This window comes from Parabacteroides provencensis (assembly GCF_900232875.1).
Lineage (GTDB): Bacteria > Bacteroidota > Bacteroidia > Bacteroidales > Tannerellaceae > Parabacteroides > Parabacteroides chinchillae.
The window spans coordinates 299,952-318,371 of record NZ_LT960490.1; the positions used below are offsets into that span (position 1 = coordinate 299,952).

Sequence of the window (18,420 nt, forward strand, 5' to 3'; positions counted from 1 at the left end):
TCTGCTTTTATTCTAGTTCTACTACGGTAATACCGGCTCCGCCGAATTGCACATGCTCATCCTGGAAATGGTGCACTCCGGGTACTGTACGCAAATAGTCCCGTATTAATTGCCGTAATATTCCGGTTCCTGTTCCATGCAGGATACGGACACGGCCGACGCCAACCTGAATAGCATCGTCAATGAAATACGTTACTGTTTGCAAAGCTTCATCCCCCCTCATACCTCGAACATCTATTTCCTGCTTAAAGTTCAATTTCTTTTCGTGCATATGGTCGGACGTCTGGTTGCTGACAAAGGTGCTTTTCTGGATTTCACGCTTGATTTGTCCTTTGCTTACTTTTTCCAGTTGTTCTAGCTTTACAGTGCTTTTTATCATGCCGAAGGCCACAACTGCTTGTTTGCCTTGTAATTCCATAACAGTTCCAGCCGATACTTGCCCTTTTAAACGAACATTGTCGCCAACTTCTATTATGTCTTTATTAAATGCAGGTTGGCTTGTCGTTTTTTGCTTTTGTTTTTTTCGTTCATTGCGCTCTTGAAGTTTAGCCATTTTGCGGGCTATCTTCCCGTCCTCTTCTTCGGTAGTTTGTATAGAGGTTTTAAATTCTTCCAAAGCTTTTCGTGCCAGCTTTGTCTGTTCCTTTTCGGCTTGTGCTTCTTTTATTTCGCGAATTGTATTTTCAATTCTTGCATTAGCCTCGGAAAGAATACGTTCGGCAGCGGTTTTTGCCTCTCGCATGATTTCTTTCCGCTGTTTGTTTACAGCTTCCAGGTCTTGTTCGTAACGGGCAGTTATTTCTTCCAGCTTTTTCTCCCGCTGACGTATATTTTGCCGTTTGCTTTCCCAGTATCGTTTGTCACGGACAATATCTTGCAAATATTTATCCATGTCGATATAGTCTGATCCTACTTTTTCGGAAGCATCGGCTATGACGTTTTCCGGTAGCCCTATCTTTCTGGCAATTTCGATAGCGAACGAGCTTCCCGGATTGCCAATGGAAAGTTTAAATAAAGGTTGCATCATGTGACGGTCATACAACATGGCCCCATTTACAACACCTTCCGTATCTTCTGCAAAATGTTTCAGATTTTGATAGTGGGTCGTAATTACTCCGAAGCTTTTGTTACGGTTGAAACGGTCTAACAGGGATTCTGCAATTGCTCCACCGATCTGAGGTTCCGTTCCGCTGCCAAATTCATCAATCAGAATGATTGTCTTTTCGTTGCAATTCTTTACGAAATATTTCATGTTTGTAAGGTGGGAACTGTAAGTACTCAAATCATTTTCAATACTTTGTTCATCACCTATATCAATAAAAATATGTGAGAAGATTCCGGTTCGCGAACTTTCATGTATCGGAATCAGCAATCCGCATTGTAGCATGTACTGTAATAAACCTACGGTTTTCAGGCAGACTGATTTGCCTCCTGCATTCGGTCCGGATATAATTAAAATACGCTTTATTTCATCCAGGTAAATATCCAGAGGAACGACTTGTTTCCCTTGTTTCTGCAGTGATAAATAGAGCAAAGGATGTTTTGCCTGAGCCCAATCAAGTTGTTGCTTATCTTCTAAAATAGGCTTGATTGCGTTTATCTGGTTGGCAAAGAGTGCTTTTGCGCGGATGAAGTCTATTTCTGCCAGAAATTCGTAAGATTGTAATATGTCTGGTGCTATCGGACGGACTGTATTGGTAAACTCCGTTAGAATACGGATGATTTCCCGTTTTTCATCTCCTTCCAGTTCCCTGATACGGTTATTGGCTTCTACAACTACTTCCGGTTCGATAAAGACTGTTTTTCCACTGGCTGATTCGTCATGCACAATTCCTTTTATTTTTCGCTTAAAAGCTGGAGCTACAGGAATCATCAGGCGGCCATCCCGCATGGTGGGAGTTACATCTTTATCTACAACCCCTTCTGATTGTGCGGAGCGAAGTATGGATTGCAAGCTTCGTGAGATACCACTCATTGTTGAAGTGATGTCTTTGCGTATTTGAGCCAGTGTGGGAGATGCATTGTCTTTTACTTTTCCGAACTTATCTAATATTGTGTCTATTTTTCCTATCAGTTGAGGAAAAACTAAAATATCACCGGCTAACTCTGTAAGTGCCGGATATTTTATCTCTTCGTCGTTTGTGGGGCGGAAAAAACTGACAATATCATTGATTGTCTGCAAAGATCGTTTAAGATCAAACAATTCTTTTTCGTCCAGCCAAGTTCCTTCCGGACGTATCCGTTTTAAAGAGTGGCGTACGTCAAAGAAATAATTGGCTGGAAATTCATCTTCACCGTTTATGATTTTGAGAAACTCCTCAGTTTGTTGTAATCGTTCGGTTACGGTCTTGTAATTTGTCGAGAATTCCATTTCGGCAACCCGCTCTTCACCAAGCGGGCTAAGGCATTTATCTGTAATTAAGTGACGGATTTTATCAAACCCTGTCTTCTGTTCAAAATTTTGTGGATATATCACGTGTTTGAATTCATTTATTTAATCTCTACCGTCGATTCTGTTCGGATGGTAGGACGGATAATAACTTCCAGTTTGGTTTTACCTCGTTTTATATAAAACGTGCAGGTGTTGAGCCCTGACGGATTAATATAAGGTGCAAAATTGTATAAATAAGAGAATGCTCCCAGATAGTTGGGGTTCTGTATTTCATCTGCTATTTGCGGATATTTGAATGTATCCCATAGCATACAACGCGTGAAACCGTTTGCATCAGTAAACCGAGTTTTTGGATCACGAAATGGCATCGTGTTCGTTATGAATTTTTTATATGCGGAAGAAAATTCTTCTGCAGAATGATCCATTTTGTTACGGCCTATTTTCTCAATTATGTCTTTCGGACGAAGTCCGGCTGCATAAGCGGGAGAATTGCGGTTTACATCACTGATCAATTCCAGGCGATCTATATCATAACTGATACCTGTATAATTATATGATTTATTATTGACACCGAATTTTACATTGCGGGTATATTTTATGTATGGATATTGCATGCACATTAAAGGTACATGAACTTGGGCATATGTATCCAATCGATAGGAATCTTCCAGTAGTTCGTTTGCTTCACATTCCCATAATACACGCCCGGGGATGTCTTTCTGGTCTATCAGGCGGAATCCGAATTGCAGCAAATATTCGGCTTCGGATTCATTTGCAGAACCATTCAGAAATGGAAATTTTTCCATTTTGTTGAGTGAATAATTATAACGGTAAGTAGGTTCCTTGTTTACTAATACTTTGTTTGCTCCTTTGTAATTTGGGTTTTTATCAAAGAAATAGAATGTTTGTATCAGCATGTCCGGTTGCTTATTATCGAGAGTCATGCCTTTTTTTATAAATTCTTTTTCGATAGATTCATTGATTGCCGTTTCTAATTTACGGTTGTTCTGATCAATCGGAGCGAATGCAAAAGTTTTAAACCTGGCGAAGTCCACAGAATCTGGAGTCACAATCGTTTTGAAAGGACATGTAAATTCACGGTCGCTGGTTGTTTCCAGACTATACATGGCAAAAGCCGAAGCCAATTGATCTTCTGTTATAGAATTACTTTTTTTACATTCTTTTTTTACGATAGCTTGCTTGAATGGCGTAGAAAGATTACTGATTGTTAACACTACGTCGTTCTTTTCGGCAGGATTAAGTAATTGGCTGATTTCGTTTGCCGAAAGGTCAATAACACGAATTCCGTCAATTTCTTCTATGATATCGCTTTGACTAATGCCGGCTTGTTCGGCAGGCGTGTATGGAATAACACTTTTAATAACCGGCTTTCCTTTTCCCCAGTTATTGTTTGTACTTATATCGTATGTGAAACCTAAACGACAAACTACTCCGTTACGGTTTTGTGCAAAACCTATAAGAAAAGCAAATAACAACAATGCTGACAGAATCGCTCTCTTCATAATATCTAAAATTCTTATGTTTTTATTTTAAGCCTAAATATATGCAAAGGTAAAGATTTTTTCTTATATAGAATAGTTGGCAATATATTTGATGCTATTCTGGTGAAAGACAGTATGGACGGCATTATCTGCATGCTTTGAAAAAGTAGGTGTATAATGGTGTATATTGCTTACAATTAGATAGTAATAAAAAAATAAAATAAATTATGAGCAAGATGAATCCTAACGGGAAGAAAGAAACTTCTCCGAAAAATGAACAGATGGCAAATGAGGATGCGACAAATTTGCAGGATGAACAGACAAATGCGACAGAAGAAACTGACGCTTCTGCCAAAGTGTCGGATGAATTGAATGCGCTAAAAAGAAAATATGATGAGTTAAATGACTCGCATTTGCGTTTGATGGCTGAGTTTGACAATTATCGTAAACGTACTTTGCGTGAAAAATCGGAACTTATAAAAAATGGAGGTGAAAAGGCCATAATAGAGCTTCTTCCTGTAATTGATGATTTTGAACGCGCACTGCAAAATATCCATAAGTCAGAAGAGGCGAATGACATAAAGGCTATTGTGGATGGTGTTGAACTGATTTATAATAAATTTGTGTCATATTTGTCGCAACAAGGTGTAAAAGCAATAGAAGCTGTTGGAAAACCTTTTGATACGGAAATGTTCGAAGCTATCGCTACTATTCCTGCCCCTGACACTGAAATGAAAGGTAAAGTGTTGGATTGTGTACAAACAGGATATACATTGAACGACAAAGTGATTCGTCATGCAAAGGTCGTAGTAGGTGAATAAGCAAAAAGAAGCAAATAACAAATACTAAGATGGCTAAAAGAGATTATTATGAAGTGTTGGGCATTGATAAAAATGCGTCGGCAGAAGAAATAAAGAAAGCATACCGCAAGAAGGCTATACAGTTCCATCCCGATAAGAATCCGGGGGACAAGCAGGCGGAAGAAAATTTTAAAGAAGCAGCAGAAGCCTATGATGTATTGAGTGATCCTCAGAAACGTCAACGTTACGATCAGTTTGGTCATGCCGGGGTAGGAGGTGCTTCACAAGGAGGTGGCTTTGGTGGCGGTATGTCAATGGAAGATATATTCTCTCAGTTTGGCGATATCTTTGGTGGTCATTTTGGCGGTTTTGGCGGATTTAGTGGCTTTGGAGGAAACACACGCGGCGGACGACGCGTAAATCGTGGCTCGGATTTGCGTGTAAAAGTGAAGTTGAATTTGAAGGAAATAGCCAACGGCGTTGAGAAAAAAATTAAGGTCAAGAAATACGTTTCTTGTAGTAAATGTCATGGCAATGGAGCAGACGGTGACGATGGCTCAACTACATGTTCAACATGTAAGGGCAGTGGGGTCGTAACGCGTATAGCCAATACAATTTTGGGACAAATGCAAACACAATCTACATGTCCTACATGTGGTGGAGAAGGTAAGGTAATTACTAAGAAATGCCCTGAGTGTAATGGTGAAGGTATTGTACGTGATGAAGAGGTCATTACTATAAACATTCCGGCAGGTGTTGCTGAAGGTATGCAGCTTTCCATGAATGGAAAAGGAAATGCGGCACGTCATGGGGGTATTAATGGCGATTTGTTGATTCTTATAGAAGAGGAAGAGCATCCTGAACTGATTCGTGACGAAAATGATTTGCTATACAATCTGTTGTTAAGTGTTCCTCAGGCTGCTTTGGGAGGAACGGTTGAAGTGCCTACAATTGATGGCAAAGCAAAGGTTAAAATTGAACCGGGTACGCAACCAGGTAAAGTGCTTCGTCTGCGTAATAAAGGATTGCCTTCTGTTAATAGCTATGGCACAGGTGATTTGTTGGTGAATGTGAGTGTGTATATTCCGGAATCTTTGTCGTCTTCCGAAAAAGATATGTTGACGGGATTGGAGAATTCTCCTAATTTCCAACCGAATAAATCCATGAAAGAAAAAATATTCAGCCGGTTTAGAAATTTATTTGATTAATGTTTATTTGATAATATGGTATGGAGGACAGCTTGCAGAAATCTGCAAGCTGTTTTTTTATGATTGAAAATATGTTTTATAACACAAAGTAGTTAAATCAAGTTAAATTGACGAGAAATCCAAATAAATATTAGTGTTGTACAGCATAAAATTCATATCTTTGCACTGTGTTTTTCATGGTATTAGATTTAAGGTTAACAATGAGATTGGTTGTCCGTGAGGATGACCTTTTCTTTTATATGAGCTTTCTGAAATAGGAAATATTTGCGTACGTTTGTATAGCCGATAAAAATATCCCTTTCGGAAGAAATACCAGTTCCTTTCGAGAGAATTTATATTTTCATTCGGAAGGAATTTTTTTTGAACCCAGTAAAAGTATGAAACCATTCTTATATCAGATAGCGGAACTTTTCTATCAAGAATGTGGGGCGGATGTGAGCCGTTTAGCATTTGTATTTCCAAATCGTCGTGCAGGACTCTTTTTTCAGAAGTATCTTTCTGAAGTGGCTGAAAAGCCGTTGTTCTCACCAACTATTCTTACAATCAATGATTTATTTGTTCAGTTAAGCGGTAAGCAGTCTGCCGATCGTATTGATATGCTTTTTACTTTATATGATATATATATTAAGCAGAGTGGCTCTACTGAAACGTTTGATGAATTTTTTTATTGGGGCGAAATGTTACTGAACGATTTTGATGATATAGATAAATATATGGCTGATGCCCGCATGCTTTTTACTAACCTGACCGATCTGAAAGAAATAGAAGATGGTTTTTCTTTTTTGAGTGAAGAACAGATTGCTGCCATACGAACCTTCTGGTCTTCATTTTATCCCAAAAGTGATACTCCCAATCAACAGAGTTTTCTGGCCGTTTGGCAAATCCTTTATGGGCTATATGCAGAATTACGGAAAACATTGGATGCTGAAGGAAAAGGCTATGAAGGCATGATATTCCGTGAAGTTGTGGAACAGTTGGAAAAAGGACAAGCCTATGACTTACCTTATGATAAAGTTGTTTTTATCGGTCTGAATGCATTGTCGGTAGCTGAAGAGCATTTTTTGTTGCAGTTGCAAAAAATGGGTATTGCCGATTTTTATTGGGATTATGCTTCCGATAAGGTAACAGATCCTGATAATAAGGCTTCCTATTTTGTTGAGCGGAATTTGAAAAACTTTCCTTCTCAATTGGCAGTTGATGAGGATAAACGGACAGACAATAACTCTTCGGGGTCAACAGCTATAGAAGTGATAGGCATACCTTCCGGTATAGGCCAGGCCAAACAAGTTTATTCATTATTGGAGGATTTATGCAAGCAGCAGGAGTTGAGTGCAGAAGAAGCATTGCGAACTGCGATAATCTTACCGGACGAAAATTTGTTGATCCCTGTGTTGAATGCTATTCCTGAACAAATACGCCGTATTAATGTAACAATGGGTTATCCGTTAGCAGGAACTCCAGTGGCTTCTCTAATGGAATATATTCTGGCTTTACAAAAGAACGTACGGTATGTAGACGGACGACCTGCATTTTATTTTAGGGATGTGCTGCCTGTTTTGAATCATCGTTATGTAACCACAATAAACCCGGATATAATAACTGTTTTGGTAAAAGATATTACTGAAAATAATAAGATATATATTTATCAAGAGGAACTGAATAAAACACATTTATTAAATATCTTATTTATTCCGGTTACTGGTGTATATGAGTTTTCAGATTACTTAATCCGGGTACTTCAGGAACTTAATAAGATGATTAATCCGAAGGAGGAAAATGAAGATGGTGAAAACGAAATTAGTTGCCAACGGTCTGCCGATATAGAGCAAGAGTTCCTGTTTCATTATTTTACCACAGTCAACCGCATGAAAGAAGTTATGTTGGAAGCTGGCATAAATATGAAAATTGATACTTATTTCCGTCTTTTGAAGCGGATGACGGATATGATAACTATTCCTTTTCAGGGTGAACCGCTTTCGGGCCTGCAGATTATGGGAGTGCTGGAAACACGTGCCTTGGATTTCGACCGTCTGATTATCCTTTCTATGAATGAGGGGGGTTTTCCACTCCGTAAGGCGGCTAATTCGTTTATTCCTTATAATCTCAGACGTGGTTTTGGATTGCCTACTTATGAACACCAAGATAGTGTTTGGGCTTACCATTTTTATCGTCTTATTTATAGAGCCAGCCGTGTGAGTCTTTTGTATGATACACGAAGTAATGGTTTGCAGACTGGAGAGGTAAGCCGTTTTGTCCATCAGTTGCGCTATCATTATGAGATGCCGTTGGCTCAAAAAATTGTAGTGTATAACGTATCCTCTTCTAAAACTCCGCCTCTGGAAGTAAAGAAAAATGAGGAAGTGATGAAGCAATTGGATGCGTTCTGTTTTGGAGGTAATAAGGCTATTTCTGCCAGTACTATTAATACATATTTAGATTGTCCTCTTAAATTTTATTTTTCAGTGATTGAAGGCGTGGAAGAGGAAGAGGAAGTGAATGAAACTATTGAAAGCAGTATGTTCGGCCGTATTCTGCATAAAGTGATGGAAGAGTTATACCAGCCTTTCTGTGGTAAAATGGTGACAGCCGATTTATTAAAGTTGATACGGAAAGACACTGTAATGTTGACTGGTGTTATTGCCCGTGCCTTTGCTGAAGAATTCTTTAAGACTGATGTAATTCGTCCGCTTACGGGACAAAACTTTCTAATTGGAGAAATGATTCGTAAATATGCGGAAAAGATATTGGAACAGGACGGTAAGCTAACGCCTTTCTTGTATTTGGAATCAGAGAAAAAGATTAATCACCAGATTATGCTTCCGAAATGCAAGAAAGAAATTCGCTTAAAAGGATTTATTGACCGGATCGATCAGGTGGGTGATACGGTTCGTATTATCGATTATAAAACAGGTTCGGGGCTTTCTGCTTTCGGCAGTATGGAGAGTCTTTTTGATAAAACGGAAAAGGAACGTCCTAAAGCAATCATGCAGGTGTTTATGTATGCTTGGATGTATAGCCATGCCAAAGATAGAAAAGGTATGTTGGTTAAGCCAGGCATTTATTATATGCGTACGCTTTTTACTCCGGCGTTTGCCCCTTCTGTCTATTCCCGTTCGGGACGTGAAAAACTTCCGGTGAATGATTTTGTTGAATATATCAGAACTTTTGAGAAAGGATTGTATGATTGCCTGGATGAAATGTTTGATCCTAAAGTACCATTTAGTCAAACTCCTATAGAGAAAGCATGTATATATTGCCCATTTAAAGGAATCTGCGGGAAATAAATCAGAAAAGGAAACCTAATGAGAAACTCATAACATTGGTGCGTTTGTCTATCCGGATGTTGTTCTTTTCGGAAGGAGCTATAGGGTCTTTGTCTTTAAAGTCCGATTCTACCTCATTCAGACCAAACTCGTAAGCAAAGTCAAAGAAAAGCCGTCCGATGCTTACTCCCAGTCCGGCTGAGAGATTGATGCCGAAAGGAGTACTGTCACTAATATATTCATGTGGCGATGCATTGGCAAAATTGGATGTGTAAGCCACTTTATAGTTGTATTTGAGTTTTGGACCTAGCATTAAACTTAGTCCGTAAGGACCTTCTTTTACAAAATTATATCCTACCAAAATGGGAAGTTCCAGGGAGCTGGTTTTCATATTCAGGTCATTTTTCGGATCAATAACGTTAATGTCCGGTACTCCATTTGTTATATCTTCTTCAGGAATATTAAAGTGGATTTCGCCTTCCGAACGGTGCCAGGCAAGACTGGGCTGTAAGAAAAAGCGTTCAATGTTGACACGGCAAAAAACGGCTGCTATATATCCTACCTTATATTCTACACGTATATCCGTAGCTTCAACACCATATACAGAAAGAGAGTTGACAATCGGAAACGTAGCATTGAATCCTACTTTGCCGCCAAAGTTAAAAGCTTTATCTTTCAGGTATAAAAGATTTTCGGCTTTACCCGACAAACAAAGCAGGAAAAAAGCAAACAGAAGGTAGATTTTTTTCATAGCCCTATTTTTTCTTTTGTACAGACCAACCGAATTTACCCACAAAATCACCTAACTCATAATATTTTCCGTGTGAATAAGCTAATATGTCAGCCATTTGTAAATTAAAAGCTTTGGTTTCGGGGTCCAGGTATTTATCATCTGCCAGCACATTTACTACATCGGCAATAAACATGTCGTGGCTACCTAAAGCAACCACCTCTTTCACCCTACATTCTATACACAAAGGCGATTCTTCTATAATGGGTGCGTTTACAATAGAAGCTTTTCCCGGAGTAAGATTCATTTCTTCAAATTTGTGATGGTCTTTTCCTGAGTTTACGCCACACCAGTCGGTTGCGTACGCCAGATCCCGAGTCGTCAGATTGATTACAAATTCCATATTCTTTTTCAGGATAGGGTATGAATATCTTTCCGGACGAACGGATATATAACACATCGGAGGGTTGGTACAAATTGTGCCAACCCATGATACGGTTATAATATTGTATTCGGATGGATTATTTCCGCAACTTACCATTACGGCAGGTAACGGATAAATCATTGTTCCCGGTTTCCAATCGTGTTTCATTTGATTATAATGTCTTCTTTGTTAATCTTACGTTCGCAATAACGGCATTTGATGGTACCTTTTTCTTTGTCAATAACGCTGAAACGTGAAAGCATCGGCTCATTATTGGTGATACATTTCGGATTGTTACATTTCACTAACCCAACCAGTTCGTCGGGAAGAGTAACAGTCTTCTTTTCTACAACCTCATAATCGCGGATAATGTTTAATATAACATTAGGAGCAATCAGGGCAATACGGTTAATTTCATCCTCTTCAAAGAATTTATTGGCGATTTTTATTACGCCTTTACATCCCATTTTGCTGCTGTGAAAATTATTTCCGATTGTGATTGTATTGTTCATTTTTTCCAATCCCAGAAGTGATGCCACTTTAAAAAGCTGGCTGGGAGGAATATGATCTATGGCCGTGCCGTTTTCAAGTGCGGCAACCAGCAATTCTCTTTTCTTTTCTGTTGACATAGCTAATTAATTTTCGATTGGAATATTAAGTACTTCACAAATGATAGCCTGACGTGCAAATAAACCGTTGCGTGCTTGCTGGATATAATAAGCTTTCGGATTATCGTCTACGTCATAAGCTATTTCGTTTACCCGGGGAAGAGGGTGGAGTATGCGAAGATTTTCGCGACTGTTTTTCAGCATGTCGTTACGTAAGATATACACATTCTTTACGCGTTCATATTCTTCCAAATCGGTAAAACGTTCGCGTTGTACACGCGTCATATATAAAATATCAGTCTGGTTGATTATCTCTTCCGTGAAGTCCGTATGTTCATAATACTTAATGCCGTGTTTGTCACAGAAATTCTTTTGTTCATCCGGCATTTTAAGCTCTTTTGGAGCGATGAAATGGAAGGTAGGATTGAAATGGGACATTCCTACAATCAAAGAATGCACGGTTCGTCCATACTTCAGGTCGCCTACCATTGTGATGGTCAGATTATCCAGACGACCTTGTGTTTTAAGGATGGAATATAGATCCAGCATTGTTTGTGACGGATGTTGATTGGCTCCGTCTCCGGCATTGATAATCGGGATGTTTGTTACTTCCGATGCATAACGTGCTGCTCCTTCCAAATGATGTCTCATGATGATAAGGTCTACGTAATTGCTTACCATCAGGATGGTATCTTTTAATGTCTCTCCTTTGGACGAACTGGTAGTAGAGGCATCCTGGAATCCGATTACGCGTCCTCCGAGACGGTTTACTGCTGTTTCAAAGCTCAATCGTGTACGTGTAGAGGGTTCGAAGAACAGAGTTGCTGCTACTTTTCCTTCCAGCAACTTACGATTCGGATTTTCCTCAAACTTCCTGGCATTATCCAGTATACGAAGAATGTCCTCTTTAGAACATTGATCGATAGAAACTAAACTTTTACTTTTCATTTATNACAGAGTTGCTGCTACTTTTCCTTCCAGCAACTTACGATTCGGATTTTCCTCAAACTTCCTGGCATTATCCAGTATACGAAGAATGTCCTCTTTAGAACATTGATCGATAGAAACTAAACTTTTACTTTTCATTTATATGCTGTAATATGTTTATTATCTAATATTTATATATTTATGAATTGAATTCTGTAAAATATTTGTAAAAAAGTTAGTCGTTTATTCATAGATATAACGTTTCTCGTTTGGCAAAGATAGTTTTTTCTATACGCTGTCGCACGGCATGACTAAAAAAATATGCCGGGATTTTATTGCTACGAATTAAGAATAGCTGTGATTGTTTCTGGTTATTCATAAGCTTTCCCTATTCTTTTGCCAACAACAGCTCCTTGTTCAAACTTCGAGTTTTTTATATCGACGATTAATACTCCTTTTAGCCCTGATACACCTTCTTTTTTAGCTTCTTCAAGAAATTGTGAAGCTAGCATATTGTATCCAGAATCAGATGAAGCGTCAATAGCTATATTAGTTTATTATCTTCTCCTAGAAGGTGCTCTTCTTGTATGTGGCTTAACATAAGTACCATTTTTCCGATAATACCCTTTTACATGGACAGTACCACCTGTTGATGTAGACTTATAATTATATTTTGATGAATTACTAAGCGTATAATTAGAACGTGAATATTTATATGTAGATGTTTCAGAGTCAAATTCCCAATCAGATAAATAACGAATTTTCTTTTCTGATCGGAATTTTGTTTTATATACATATCCTTTTCTGTTGCCGTATTTTGCTTTTCTGTACTTTTTATATTTCCCTGTTGAAATTAAATTCTTGCCAACAGGCACTTCTATATAAGCTGAGTGAGTATTTGGGGATGTATATAATTTTACAGGACATGCGGTTTCACATAAAAAGTAATTGGTTGTACAACTACTGAATATTAGTATGGAAAATAATAGTATTAATAGTTTCTTCATATCATTTATAATTTAGTTTGTTCTGTATCATTGGAAGTCACTTCTTTTTCTAAGCATTCTTTTATGAGACTTTTTACCTTAATTAAATCTTCGTCTTCTGTGTCTTCTTTATACATGATATGTTTTATCTTTTTGTCAAAAATATATATGTAGTTTCCTATTGTAGAATTTCCGCCTTTAGTTTTACAACGAAATTTATGCGTGCTTTTCCATCCATAAAAATCGGGTTTAATATCTTTTGCTAATAATCTTATCGAATCTCCTTCTGTATCAATATATTTCATATATAAATTGGCTTTTTCTAAAGCTGAATTCATTTTTTCTTTGGCGTCATAGTATTTTGAAAGACCATATGATGAATAAGAGTCACTCCATATTTCCATAGAACTTTGTGCCTCTTTTGTTTCTTCAAGGTATTTATTTGCCTCACTGAGAAGTTCTTTTATGATATATCCATGACTTAAAATTGTAGAGTCTGTGTATGGAGAATAGAAAGCACTATCAACTGTTGTTTCGATTGGCTGATAACTTTCATAATCATACAATGTCTTGAACATCTCATTTTTTATAATTTCAGCCGCTTTTTCTTCTTTTGATTTGCAGCTAGACAAGATAGGGATAATGATCGCTATCCATAATAATACATTTCTCATCTTATTTATAATTTAGTTTGTTCTTTAATTCGTTGAATTTATCGGGGTTCTCTAATTCTACCCAATGGTATTTTACATATCTATCCCGATCAAAACTTTCTTTCTTTTCATAAACAATTAAACACTGCTTATCACATAGAACAATAATCGAGGATTCAAGTATATTGGCATAAGACCGAGCTTGCTTAAAGGCTTCCTCTATTTCCTGGTTGTTCTTCATATTGAGTTTCGCTTCGATCAGTACTTTTGCCTGTTCGTAATCCGGCTTATTATCGTAGTGCAAAGCGTAATCAGGATATATTCTATGTCCTCTACCGGCATGGAGCGGTAGCTGTCGAATGAAGTCCTTATTTTCGTGCCATCCCATTTTGTTTAGGTAATATTCCAAAAGTTGTGTTTCAACGTCTCTTTCGTTTACGATCGAAACGTTCTTGGGTAGAGCAGGAGCGTATAACTTCGGCAGTGAATCTGTGTCAAATCCTTTTGCTTTTATCATCCGAAGTAACTCTGAATAATCATCACTACTCAGAGGCCATCCGTTTACGCCTTGGAATTTCTTTCTGATAAGCGGGTGTTTAGAAAAGTAGTCATCTGTCTGGAGTTCTTTTAACGTGATATGATGAATATCTATCTTATTGCCTATGTATGTGTTACTATAATAATGGAAGAAAGGGTCTATTATGCCATCCGTTTGTGCAATCCAGATGCAAGTAATTGCGCTGATTGGAGATGTTTCATAGTGGACAAGAATGTCACCTTTTTTAGTTTCTGGGTTTGATTGCCAGAAGGTAAAATCTAAATTCTTCTCTATTTCATCAGTTTTGCCTCCAATGAACCATGCTTGAGCTGGTTGTGGTATGTTTGTCTTTTCTTTTGGGATAAAATTCGGCGCGTAGTCATATAAGAAAGCGCATAACTCTTCCGGTAAAAGATTGTTACTCAGTCTAAAATTGTAGAATACTTCACATAAATCCCAATAATATAAACATCGAGATTTGTAATCTGATTTCTTTGGAATTGAAGGCAAATCGATATCAAAAGCGTCTGCTATTTGGTTTAATTCAAAGAATCTGCATCTAAATAGGTAGGGTATGAAATATTCAGATGAAAAATAATAGAGCAAGAAGGATAATATGTCATTTGCTGATAACATCAAATTATATTCTCCTTCTTTTATTATATACTCCCCTTCTTTGTCGCAAATTCCTGATAAAATTAGTGATCTGTAAAATTTTTTAGCTTCCTCAATATTTTCGATTTCTTTGGCTTCCTCAAAAATCACTGACCAAAATAGACCACAAGTGTCAAGAAAGTAGTCTTCTGAGAAGAATTGCGCAGAATATGGATTATATTTGGTAAATAAGTCATATTCTTTCATTTTCTTATTGGCTTCCTCAAATTCCTTTATGACCTTTTGCCCATCAGGAGATTGCTTGTATAGATTCCAAGTGTATTGAGAGAACTTCATAAAAAGGCCTCCCAATCTTTTACGCCTTTGTCTCGTAACTCTTTTGCCTGTTTAAAGTATTCGTGTATGTTGTTATCGTTTAGAAGTGGAGCTATTCTGTATTTGTTGTAAAACTTTTGCTTCTCTTCATCGGACAACTCTATCATCTCATCGGGAAATAATTTATTCCAATATAAGTCAATAAAATATATTGGGTTCCGGCGAATAAGATTAAATTCTTCTTCCCAGTTATCTTTTAATCTTTTTTCTTCTTTCATGGTAAAACTAGTGTGTTGTGTGATAAGGATTATAATCTTGCGCTCCTTTCTACTATTTTTATGACGTTGTAAAGTTCTGCTACTTCATCCAAATAGACTTTGTAATCATGGAATAGGGGATTTAACGAATGACATGTGATTATTCCTCTCTCTATATCCTGATCAATAATCTTTTTTATTGTAACACCATCTGTTTTATGAACGATAATAAAATACCAATCATCATAATGGAGTTTGGATCGCCACAACTCTCGTTTTACTTCCCTACCAAGAACTTTATCACCGTCACAGATCGCACGACGGCTATCGTCGTCCATGCTATCTCCTTCAGCTTCAAAAATCATGTATTTGCCTAGATAAGTTCTGTCTACAATGACCGGCATTGTAGGTAATTTACTAATGTATTCTTTGTCTCCATATCCTGATAAGTAACCACATTTTGCATGAACATGCACGATAGGTACTTCCATATAGGATATATTTTCAACGACATGCGCGTTTGGTATAAATGTATTTTCTAGAACTTCTATAAAAGGTTCTCCTTTCTCATATAAAATCCATTCTATATTCCAATTAGGGAAGCTTTTTTGAATTTTCTCTATTGTGGGTTTTCTAAAAGACTCACCTATTTTATCAAGGTATCCATTACCTAAACCTGATACAGTATAAAATTGATTAGGATTAAGGCCTTCTTTTTCAATGAGATAAAACATTCTTTCTTTTAGTGTCATATAGATGTTCTAGTTTAAATTATAGAAAATCTAGCATAATAACATTTGTTAACTAGAAATACTATGCTAGATATAGAACTTCTAGTATATTTGCATCATCTAACAATCAATCACGACAAAGATACAATAATGATTGATACAAGTAAATAGGATAAACATATTAAAATACACGATTATGGCACGATCTTATGAAACAGCACTCGCAGAACTCGAAAATGCAAGAGTAGAGTTAGAAGCATTGAGCACGATCAGCGAAGAAGAAGCCTGCTACATATACAATGTAGACAGCAAGTCTGAGATCGTGAAAATTATCTCTGAGGATATCGAGGCTCTTGAAAAAGAAGTAGGATATCTCACCCCAGAGATTTACGAACCTGAATACGATTACTAACATATAACACACACGATTATGAAAACGAATTTCAGACACAAAGTATTTTGCATGGCTTACGAGCTAATGAAAGCAACAGGTAAAGCATTCGCAGTATGTCTTTCTCGCGCTTGGGCTTTATACCGGCTGACAAGACAAATGCACAGAGGTGTTGTAACGTTCGCTTATGAAAAGGCTGACGGTTCACTTCGCAAAGCTAAAGGTACTCTCAAAGACGTTCAGAACCTAATAAAAGGGACTGGATCAGAAAACTTCAAGACAGTTCGCTACTTCGATGTAGATGCGAATGGATTCAGATCATTCAAAGTAGAAAACTTCATAACGGCTTACTAAAGCCCGGTCGGGTGGGCGTAGAGAATATCCTGCCCGTGCCACTTCTGTTAGTTCTTTCTCTTACTTACACCTTAGTACCCGCAGAAATGGGGTTGAAACGAAAGGATTATAAACTAACTTATTAATGAAGGTAATAAGGTTGGCGATATTGGATATTATGTCGTGTCCGTGAAGTCCGGTTGACTTGTCCTGGATCGGTGTTAAACGGTCTATCGAATGTCGCTTTAATATATAGCCCGGCATAATGCGTGATGTTGCCGATCGGATCGGTTGCCGGGTACAATTTAATTCTAACGCTTATGAAAAGAGTAATTTTTTATTCAAGAGTGCAGCTGATTTTATTCATCTGCGCAGTACTGATGTCGGCTACCTGTTTTGTTGGCATGTTCTTTAATCCGTTTCACGTATTAACATTCGTGGTATCGGTTATTCTAACGATCGCCATTTATAAAGAAAAAAGTTGGTAACTATTAATAATAATGTATATGAAAACAAAAGGTATTGAAGAAATGACAAGAGAGGAGCTGATTGAATTGGTGTCGTCTCTTAATAAAGACCTCGAAAGTACAAAAAATGACCTCGAACTTTATAAAGATTGGAAAAATCGAGAAGAAGCAGCCAAAGTGTTAGCTGAAAAGAAAATGTTGGCTATTAAGGCTTTTCTTGAAGTTGTTTAATTCGTTTTGTGTTTAGGTTAGCAAAAGCAGCCGGGTGAAAACCCCGGCAAACGGGCGGGCATATGGAATGCTCTGCACACAGCCGGAAGTGTGTATGCCGGATCGTTACCGGTTCCGTCCACATTCAATTAAATATAATCAGTTTATGGAGAAAAAAGTAGGAATCATGCCTCGTATGCGTGATCTAAAAAGGGGAAAGAAGGTTGTGTTTCCCATAGGGAAGGTTTGTACTGTTCGTAATAATGTATCATTGTTAAATGCACAGGGATACAAGAACGGGCATAAATGGAGATCGGAAACCGATATTCAAAAAGGGACAATTACGGTATTTAGAGACTCCTGATTCGAACTTCAAACACACACGATTATGAAAGTATTCACCGAGCTAACACCTGAATGCGACATCACTGCACAGATGTACGCTGCCGGGTATGAGAAAAAGGAGATTGCCGTATTGAAGCATCGTGCAGTAAGCACGATAAATAACCAGCTTCAAACGGCATTTTTGATTTTGGGTGTTCGGAATGGGAGGGAGTTGGCATTAAAGTTAGCCGAGAGGATATCAGGTATCCCGTTGACGCTGGACTTTTCGCCGGCTATGAGATCATTTGTTGCTTGTGTCCTTTTGGTTATCCTCTGTTTAGATAGTCATTTAGACATGAAACGGCAACGAATCCGAACCCGTTCTAATGCCAATGTAGAACTTATCGCCCGTATTCGCGTAAGAACGAGGGGGCGTAATATGCCTTTGCTATATGGAACTTGATGTTTGGCAGTTGCAGAAAATAATAAAAGCAGCCGCAAAGGAAGCTATTAGTGAATATGCGATCTCCAAGGATCCGGTCATTGATGAGATTACGGAAACGCAAGCCATACGACTTGGATTTGGTAGAAGGTGGTTGGCTCATCAGTGCGCTACAGGAGCATTGACTTGGAAAAGGGCTGGTGTACATAGGAATAGTCCTAAAGTTTATTCGTTGAAGAAACTTAAAGAATTGAAGGATGGTATAGATCCTTTATTGAAGTCTCTAATATAATTACTAACTAAA

At 37.8% G+C, this 18,420-nt stretch carries 21 protein-coding genes and 1 pseudogene; 9 read left to right on the forward strand and 13 right to left on the reverse strand.

Features of this window, described 5'->3' with window-relative positions:
• Positions 1–7: 7 nt before the first annotated feature.
• Both CTY47_RS12550 and CTY47_RS12555 read right to left on the reverse strand, forming a co-directional pair.
• Positions 8–2,476, reverse strand: a complete 2,469-nt coding sequence (locus CTY47_RS12550) for an endonuclease MutS2 (RefSeq protein ID WP_099465126.1) — start codon at positions 2,474–2,476, stop codon at positions 8–10.
• A gap of 14 nt (positions 2,477–2,490) precedes the next feature.
• Positions 2,491–3,915, reverse strand: coding sequence for a DUF4136 domain-containing protein (locus tag CTY47_RS12555; RefSeq protein ID WP_099465127.1), 1,425 nt, complete (start codon positions 3,913–3,915; stop codon positions 2,491–2,493).
• Between the two features lie 206 nt (positions 3,916–4,121).
• Between CTY47_RS12555 and CTY47_RS12560 the strand changes: the two genes are divergently transcribed.
• The 3 genes from CTY47_RS12560 (at position 4,122) to CTY47_RS12570 (ending at position 9,186) form a co-directional block, all read left to right on the forward strand.
• A complete protein-coding gene (locus tag CTY47_RS12560; RefSeq protein ID WP_099465128.1) occupies positions 4,122–4,715 on the forward strand; it encodes a nucleotide exchange factor GrpE in 594 nt (197 codons plus the stop codon).
• 29 nt (positions 4,716–4,744) lie between these two features.
• Complete coding sequence (dnaJ, locus tag CTY47_RS12565) at positions 4,745–5,902, forward strand: molecular chaperone DnaJ (RefSeq protein ID WP_099465129.1); 1,158 nt, start codon at positions 4,745–4,747, stop codon at positions 5,900–5,902.
• A 377-nt stretch (positions 5,903–6,279) separates the two neighbouring features.
• Positions 6,280–9,186 carry a PD-(D/E)XK nuclease family protein gene (locus CTY47_RS12570; protein ID WP_099465130.1) on the forward strand — a complete coding sequence of 969 codons (2,907 nt, stop codon included), beginning with the start codon at positions 6,280–6,282 and terminating at the stop codon, positions 9,184–9,186.
• 1 nt (position 9,187) lies between these two features.
• Here CTY47_RS12570 and CTY47_RS12575 read toward each other — a convergent pair whose 3' ends face one another.
• The 11 genes and pseudogenes from CTY47_RS12575 to CTY47_RS12615 form a co-directional block, all read right to left on the reverse strand.
• Complete coding sequence (locus tag CTY47_RS12575; protein ID WP_099465131.1) at positions 9,188–9,916, reverse strand: porin family protein; 729 nt, start codon at positions 9,914–9,916, stop codon at positions 9,188–9,190.
• A gap of 4 nt (positions 9,917–9,920) precedes the next feature.
• Positions 9,921–10,487: a flavin reductase family protein gene (locus CTY47_RS12580; RefSeq protein ID WP_099465132.1), complete on the reverse strand. Its 567-nt coding sequence runs from the start codon at positions 10,485–10,487 to the stop codon at positions 9,921–9,923.
• Positions 10,484–10,948, reverse strand: coding sequence for an aspartate carbamoyltransferase regulatory subunit (gene pyrI / locus CTY47_RS12585; protein WP_099465133.1), 465 nt, complete (start codon positions 10,946–10,948; stop codon positions 10,484–10,486). The genes CTY47_RS12580 and pyrI overlap by 4 nt, the downstream gene beginning before the upstream one ends.
• Before the next feature lie 6 nt (positions 10,949–10,954).
• The gene (pyrB, locus tag CTY47_RS12590; RefSeq protein WP_099465134.1) at positions 10,955–11,875 is read right to left on the reverse strand and encodes an aspartate carbamoyltransferase; all 921 of its coding nucleotides are present in this window, start codon (positions 11,873–11,875) and stop codon (positions 10,955–10,957) included.
• 6 nt (positions 11,876–11,881) lie between these two features.
• Positions 11,882–12,013, reverse strand: a pseudogene (locus CTY47_RS12595) (aspartate carbamoyltransferase); the annotation flags it as partial.
• A gap of 212 nt (positions 12,014–12,225) precedes the next feature.
• On the reverse strand, positions 12,226–12,402 hold the full coding sequence (locus tag CTY47_RS16935; RefSeq protein ID WP_394340718.1) for a hypothetical protein: 177 nt from the start codon (positions 12,400–12,402) through the stop codon (positions 12,226–12,228).
• A gap of 9 nt (positions 12,403–12,411) precedes the next feature.
• A complete protein-coding gene (locus CTY47_RS16805; RefSeq protein ID WP_143813387.1) occupies positions 12,412–12,861 on the reverse strand; it encodes a hypothetical protein in 450 nt (149 codons plus the stop codon).
• Between the two features lie 5 nt (positions 12,862–12,866).
• Entirely contained in the window at positions 12,867–13,514 is a 648-nt protein-coding gene (locus CTY47_RS12600) for a hypothetical protein (protein ID WP_099465135.1), read from the reverse strand.
• A 1-nt stretch (position 13,515) separates the two neighbouring features.
• Positions 13,516–14,982 carry a type I restriction endonuclease subunit R gene (locus tag CTY47_RS12605; RefSeq protein WP_099465136.1) on the reverse strand — a complete coding sequence of 489 codons (1,467 nt, stop codon included), beginning with the start codon at positions 14,980–14,982 and terminating at the stop codon, positions 13,516–13,518.
• Positions 14,979–15,239 (reverse strand): hypothetical protein, encoded by a 261-nt coding sequence (locus CTY47_RS12610; RefSeq protein ID WP_099465137.1) that lies wholly within the window; start codon positions 15,237–15,239, stop codon positions 14,979–14,981. Before CTY47_RS12610 ends, CTY47_RS12605 begins: the two co-directional genes overlap by 4 nt.
• 29 nt (positions 15,240–15,268) lie before the next feature.
• Positions 15,269–15,970, reverse strand: a complete 702-nt coding sequence (locus CTY47_RS12615; RefSeq protein ID WP_099465138.1) for a S24 family peptidase — start codon at positions 15,968–15,970, stop codon at positions 15,269–15,271.
• Positions 15,971–16,145: 175 nt separating this feature from the next.
• Here CTY47_RS12615 and CTY47_RS12620 point away from each other — a divergent pair, with 175 nt between their 5' ends.
• The 6 genes from CTY47_RS12620 to CTY47_RS12645 all read left to right on the forward strand — a co-directional run bounded on the left by CTY47_RS12620 (position 16,146) and on the right by CTY47_RS12645 (position 18,408).
• Complete coding sequence (locus tag CTY47_RS12620; RefSeq protein ID WP_099465139.1) at positions 16,146–16,361, forward strand: hypothetical protein; 216 nt, start codon at positions 16,146–16,148, stop codon at positions 16,359–16,361.
• Positions 16,362–16,379: 18 nt separating this feature from the next.
• The gene (locus tag CTY47_RS12625) at positions 16,380–16,694 is read left to right on the forward strand and encodes an SH3 beta-barrel fold-containing protein (RefSeq protein WP_099465140.1); all 315 of its coding nucleotides are present in this window, start codon (positions 16,380–16,382) and stop codon (positions 16,692–16,694) included.
• 485 nt (positions 16,695–17,179) lie between these two features.
• Positions 17,180–17,371, forward strand: a complete 192-nt coding sequence (locus CTY47_RS12630) for a hypothetical protein (protein WP_099465274.1) — start codon at positions 17,180–17,182, stop codon at positions 17,369–17,371.
• Positions 17,372–17,516: 145 nt separating this feature from the next.
• Positions 17,517–17,714 carry a hypothetical protein gene (locus CTY47_RS16810; protein WP_143813388.1) on the forward strand — a complete coding sequence of 66 codons (198 nt, stop codon included), beginning with the start codon at positions 17,517–17,519 and terminating at the stop codon, positions 17,712–17,714.
• Positions 17,715–17,738: 24 nt separating this feature from the next.
• The gene (locus tag CTY47_RS12640; protein ID WP_099465142.1) at positions 17,739–18,137 is read left to right on the forward strand and encodes a helix-turn-helix domain-containing protein; all 399 of its coding nucleotides are present in this window, start codon (positions 17,739–17,741) and stop codon (positions 18,135–18,137) included.
• Positions 18,127–18,408 carry a hypothetical protein gene (locus CTY47_RS12645; protein ID WP_099465143.1) on the forward strand — a complete coding sequence of 94 codons (282 nt, stop codon included), beginning with the start codon at positions 18,127–18,129 and terminating at the stop codon, positions 18,406–18,408. Before CTY47_RS12640 ends, CTY47_RS12645 begins: the two co-directional genes overlap by 11 nt.
• Positions 18,409–18,420: the final 12 nt, after the last annotated feature.

Excerpts from the sequence above, each read along its gene's own strand:
- CTY47_RS12555 (WP_099465127.1), bottom strand. The coding sequence starts at position 3,915 with ATGAAGAGAGCGATTCTGTCAGCATTGTTGTTATTTGCTTTTCTTATA.
- CTY47_RS12560 (WP_099465128.1), top strand. The coding sequence starts at position 4,122 with ATGAGCAAGATGAATCCTAACGGGAAGAAAGAAACTTCTCCGAAAAAT.
- dnaJ (WP_099465129.1), top strand. The coding sequence starts at position 4,745 with ATGGCTAAAAGAGATTATTATGAAGTGTTGGGCATTGATAAAAATGCG.
- CTY47_RS12570 (WP_099465130.1), top strand. The coding sequence starts at position 6,280 with ATGAAACCATTCTTATATCAGATAGCGGAACTTTTCTATCAAGAATGT.
- CTY47_RS12575 (WP_099465131.1), bottom strand. The coding sequence starts at position 9,916 with ATGAAAAAAATCTACCTTCTGTTTGCTTTTTTCCTGCTTTGTTTGTCG.
- CTY47_RS12580 (WP_099465132.1), bottom strand. The coding sequence starts at position 10,487 with ATGAAACACGATTGGAAACCGGGAACAATGATTTATCCGTTACCTGCC.
- pyrI (WP_099465133.1), bottom strand. The coding sequence starts at position 10,948 with ATGTCAACAGAAAAGAAAAGAGAATTGCTGGTTGCCGCACTTGAAAAC.
- pyrB (WP_099465134.1), bottom strand. The coding sequence starts at position 11,875 with ATGAAAAGTAAAAGTTTAGTTTCTATCGATCAATGTTCTAAAGAGGAC.
- CTY47_RS16805 (WP_143813387.1), bottom strand. The coding sequence starts at position 12,861 with ATGAAGAAACTATTAATACTATTATTTTCCATACTAATATTCAGTAGT.
- CTY47_RS12600 (WP_099465135.1), bottom strand. The coding sequence starts at position 13,514 with ATGAGAAATGTATTATTATGGATAGCGATCATTATCCCTATCTTGTCT.
- CTY47_RS12605 (WP_099465136.1), bottom strand. The coding sequence starts at position 14,982 with ATGAAGTTCTCTCAATACACTTGGAATCTATACAAGCAATCTCCTGAT.
- CTY47_RS12610 (WP_099465137.1), bottom strand. The coding sequence starts at position 15,239 with ATGAAAGAAGAAAAAAGATTAAAAGATAACTGGGAAGAAGAATTTAAT.
- CTY47_RS12615 (WP_099465138.1), bottom strand. The coding sequence starts at position 15,970 with ATGACACTAAAAGAAAGAATGTTTTATCTCATTGAAAAAGAAGGCCTT.
- CTY47_RS12620 (WP_099465139.1), top strand. The coding sequence starts at position 16,146 with ATGGCACGATCTTATGAAACAGCACTCGCAGAACTCGAAAATGCAAGA.
- CTY47_RS12625 (WP_099465140.1), top strand. The coding sequence starts at position 16,380 with ATGAAAACGAATTTCAGACACAAAGTATTTTGCATGGCTTACGAGCTA.
- CTY47_RS12630 (WP_099465274.1), top strand. The coding sequence starts at position 17,180 with ATGAAAACAAAAGGTATTGAAGAAATGACAAGAGAGGAGCTGATTGAA.
- CTY47_RS16810 (WP_143813388.1), top strand. The coding sequence starts at position 17,517 with ATGGAGAAAAAAGTAGGAATCATGCCTCGTATGCGTGATCTAAAAAGG.
- CTY47_RS12640 (WP_099465142.1), top strand. The coding sequence starts at position 17,739 with ATGAAAGTATTCACCGAGCTAACACCTGAATGCGACATCACTGCACAG.
- CTY47_RS12645 (WP_099465143.1), top strand. The coding sequence starts at position 18,127 with ATGGAACTTGATGTTTGGCAGTTGCAGAAAATAATAAAAGCAGCCGCA.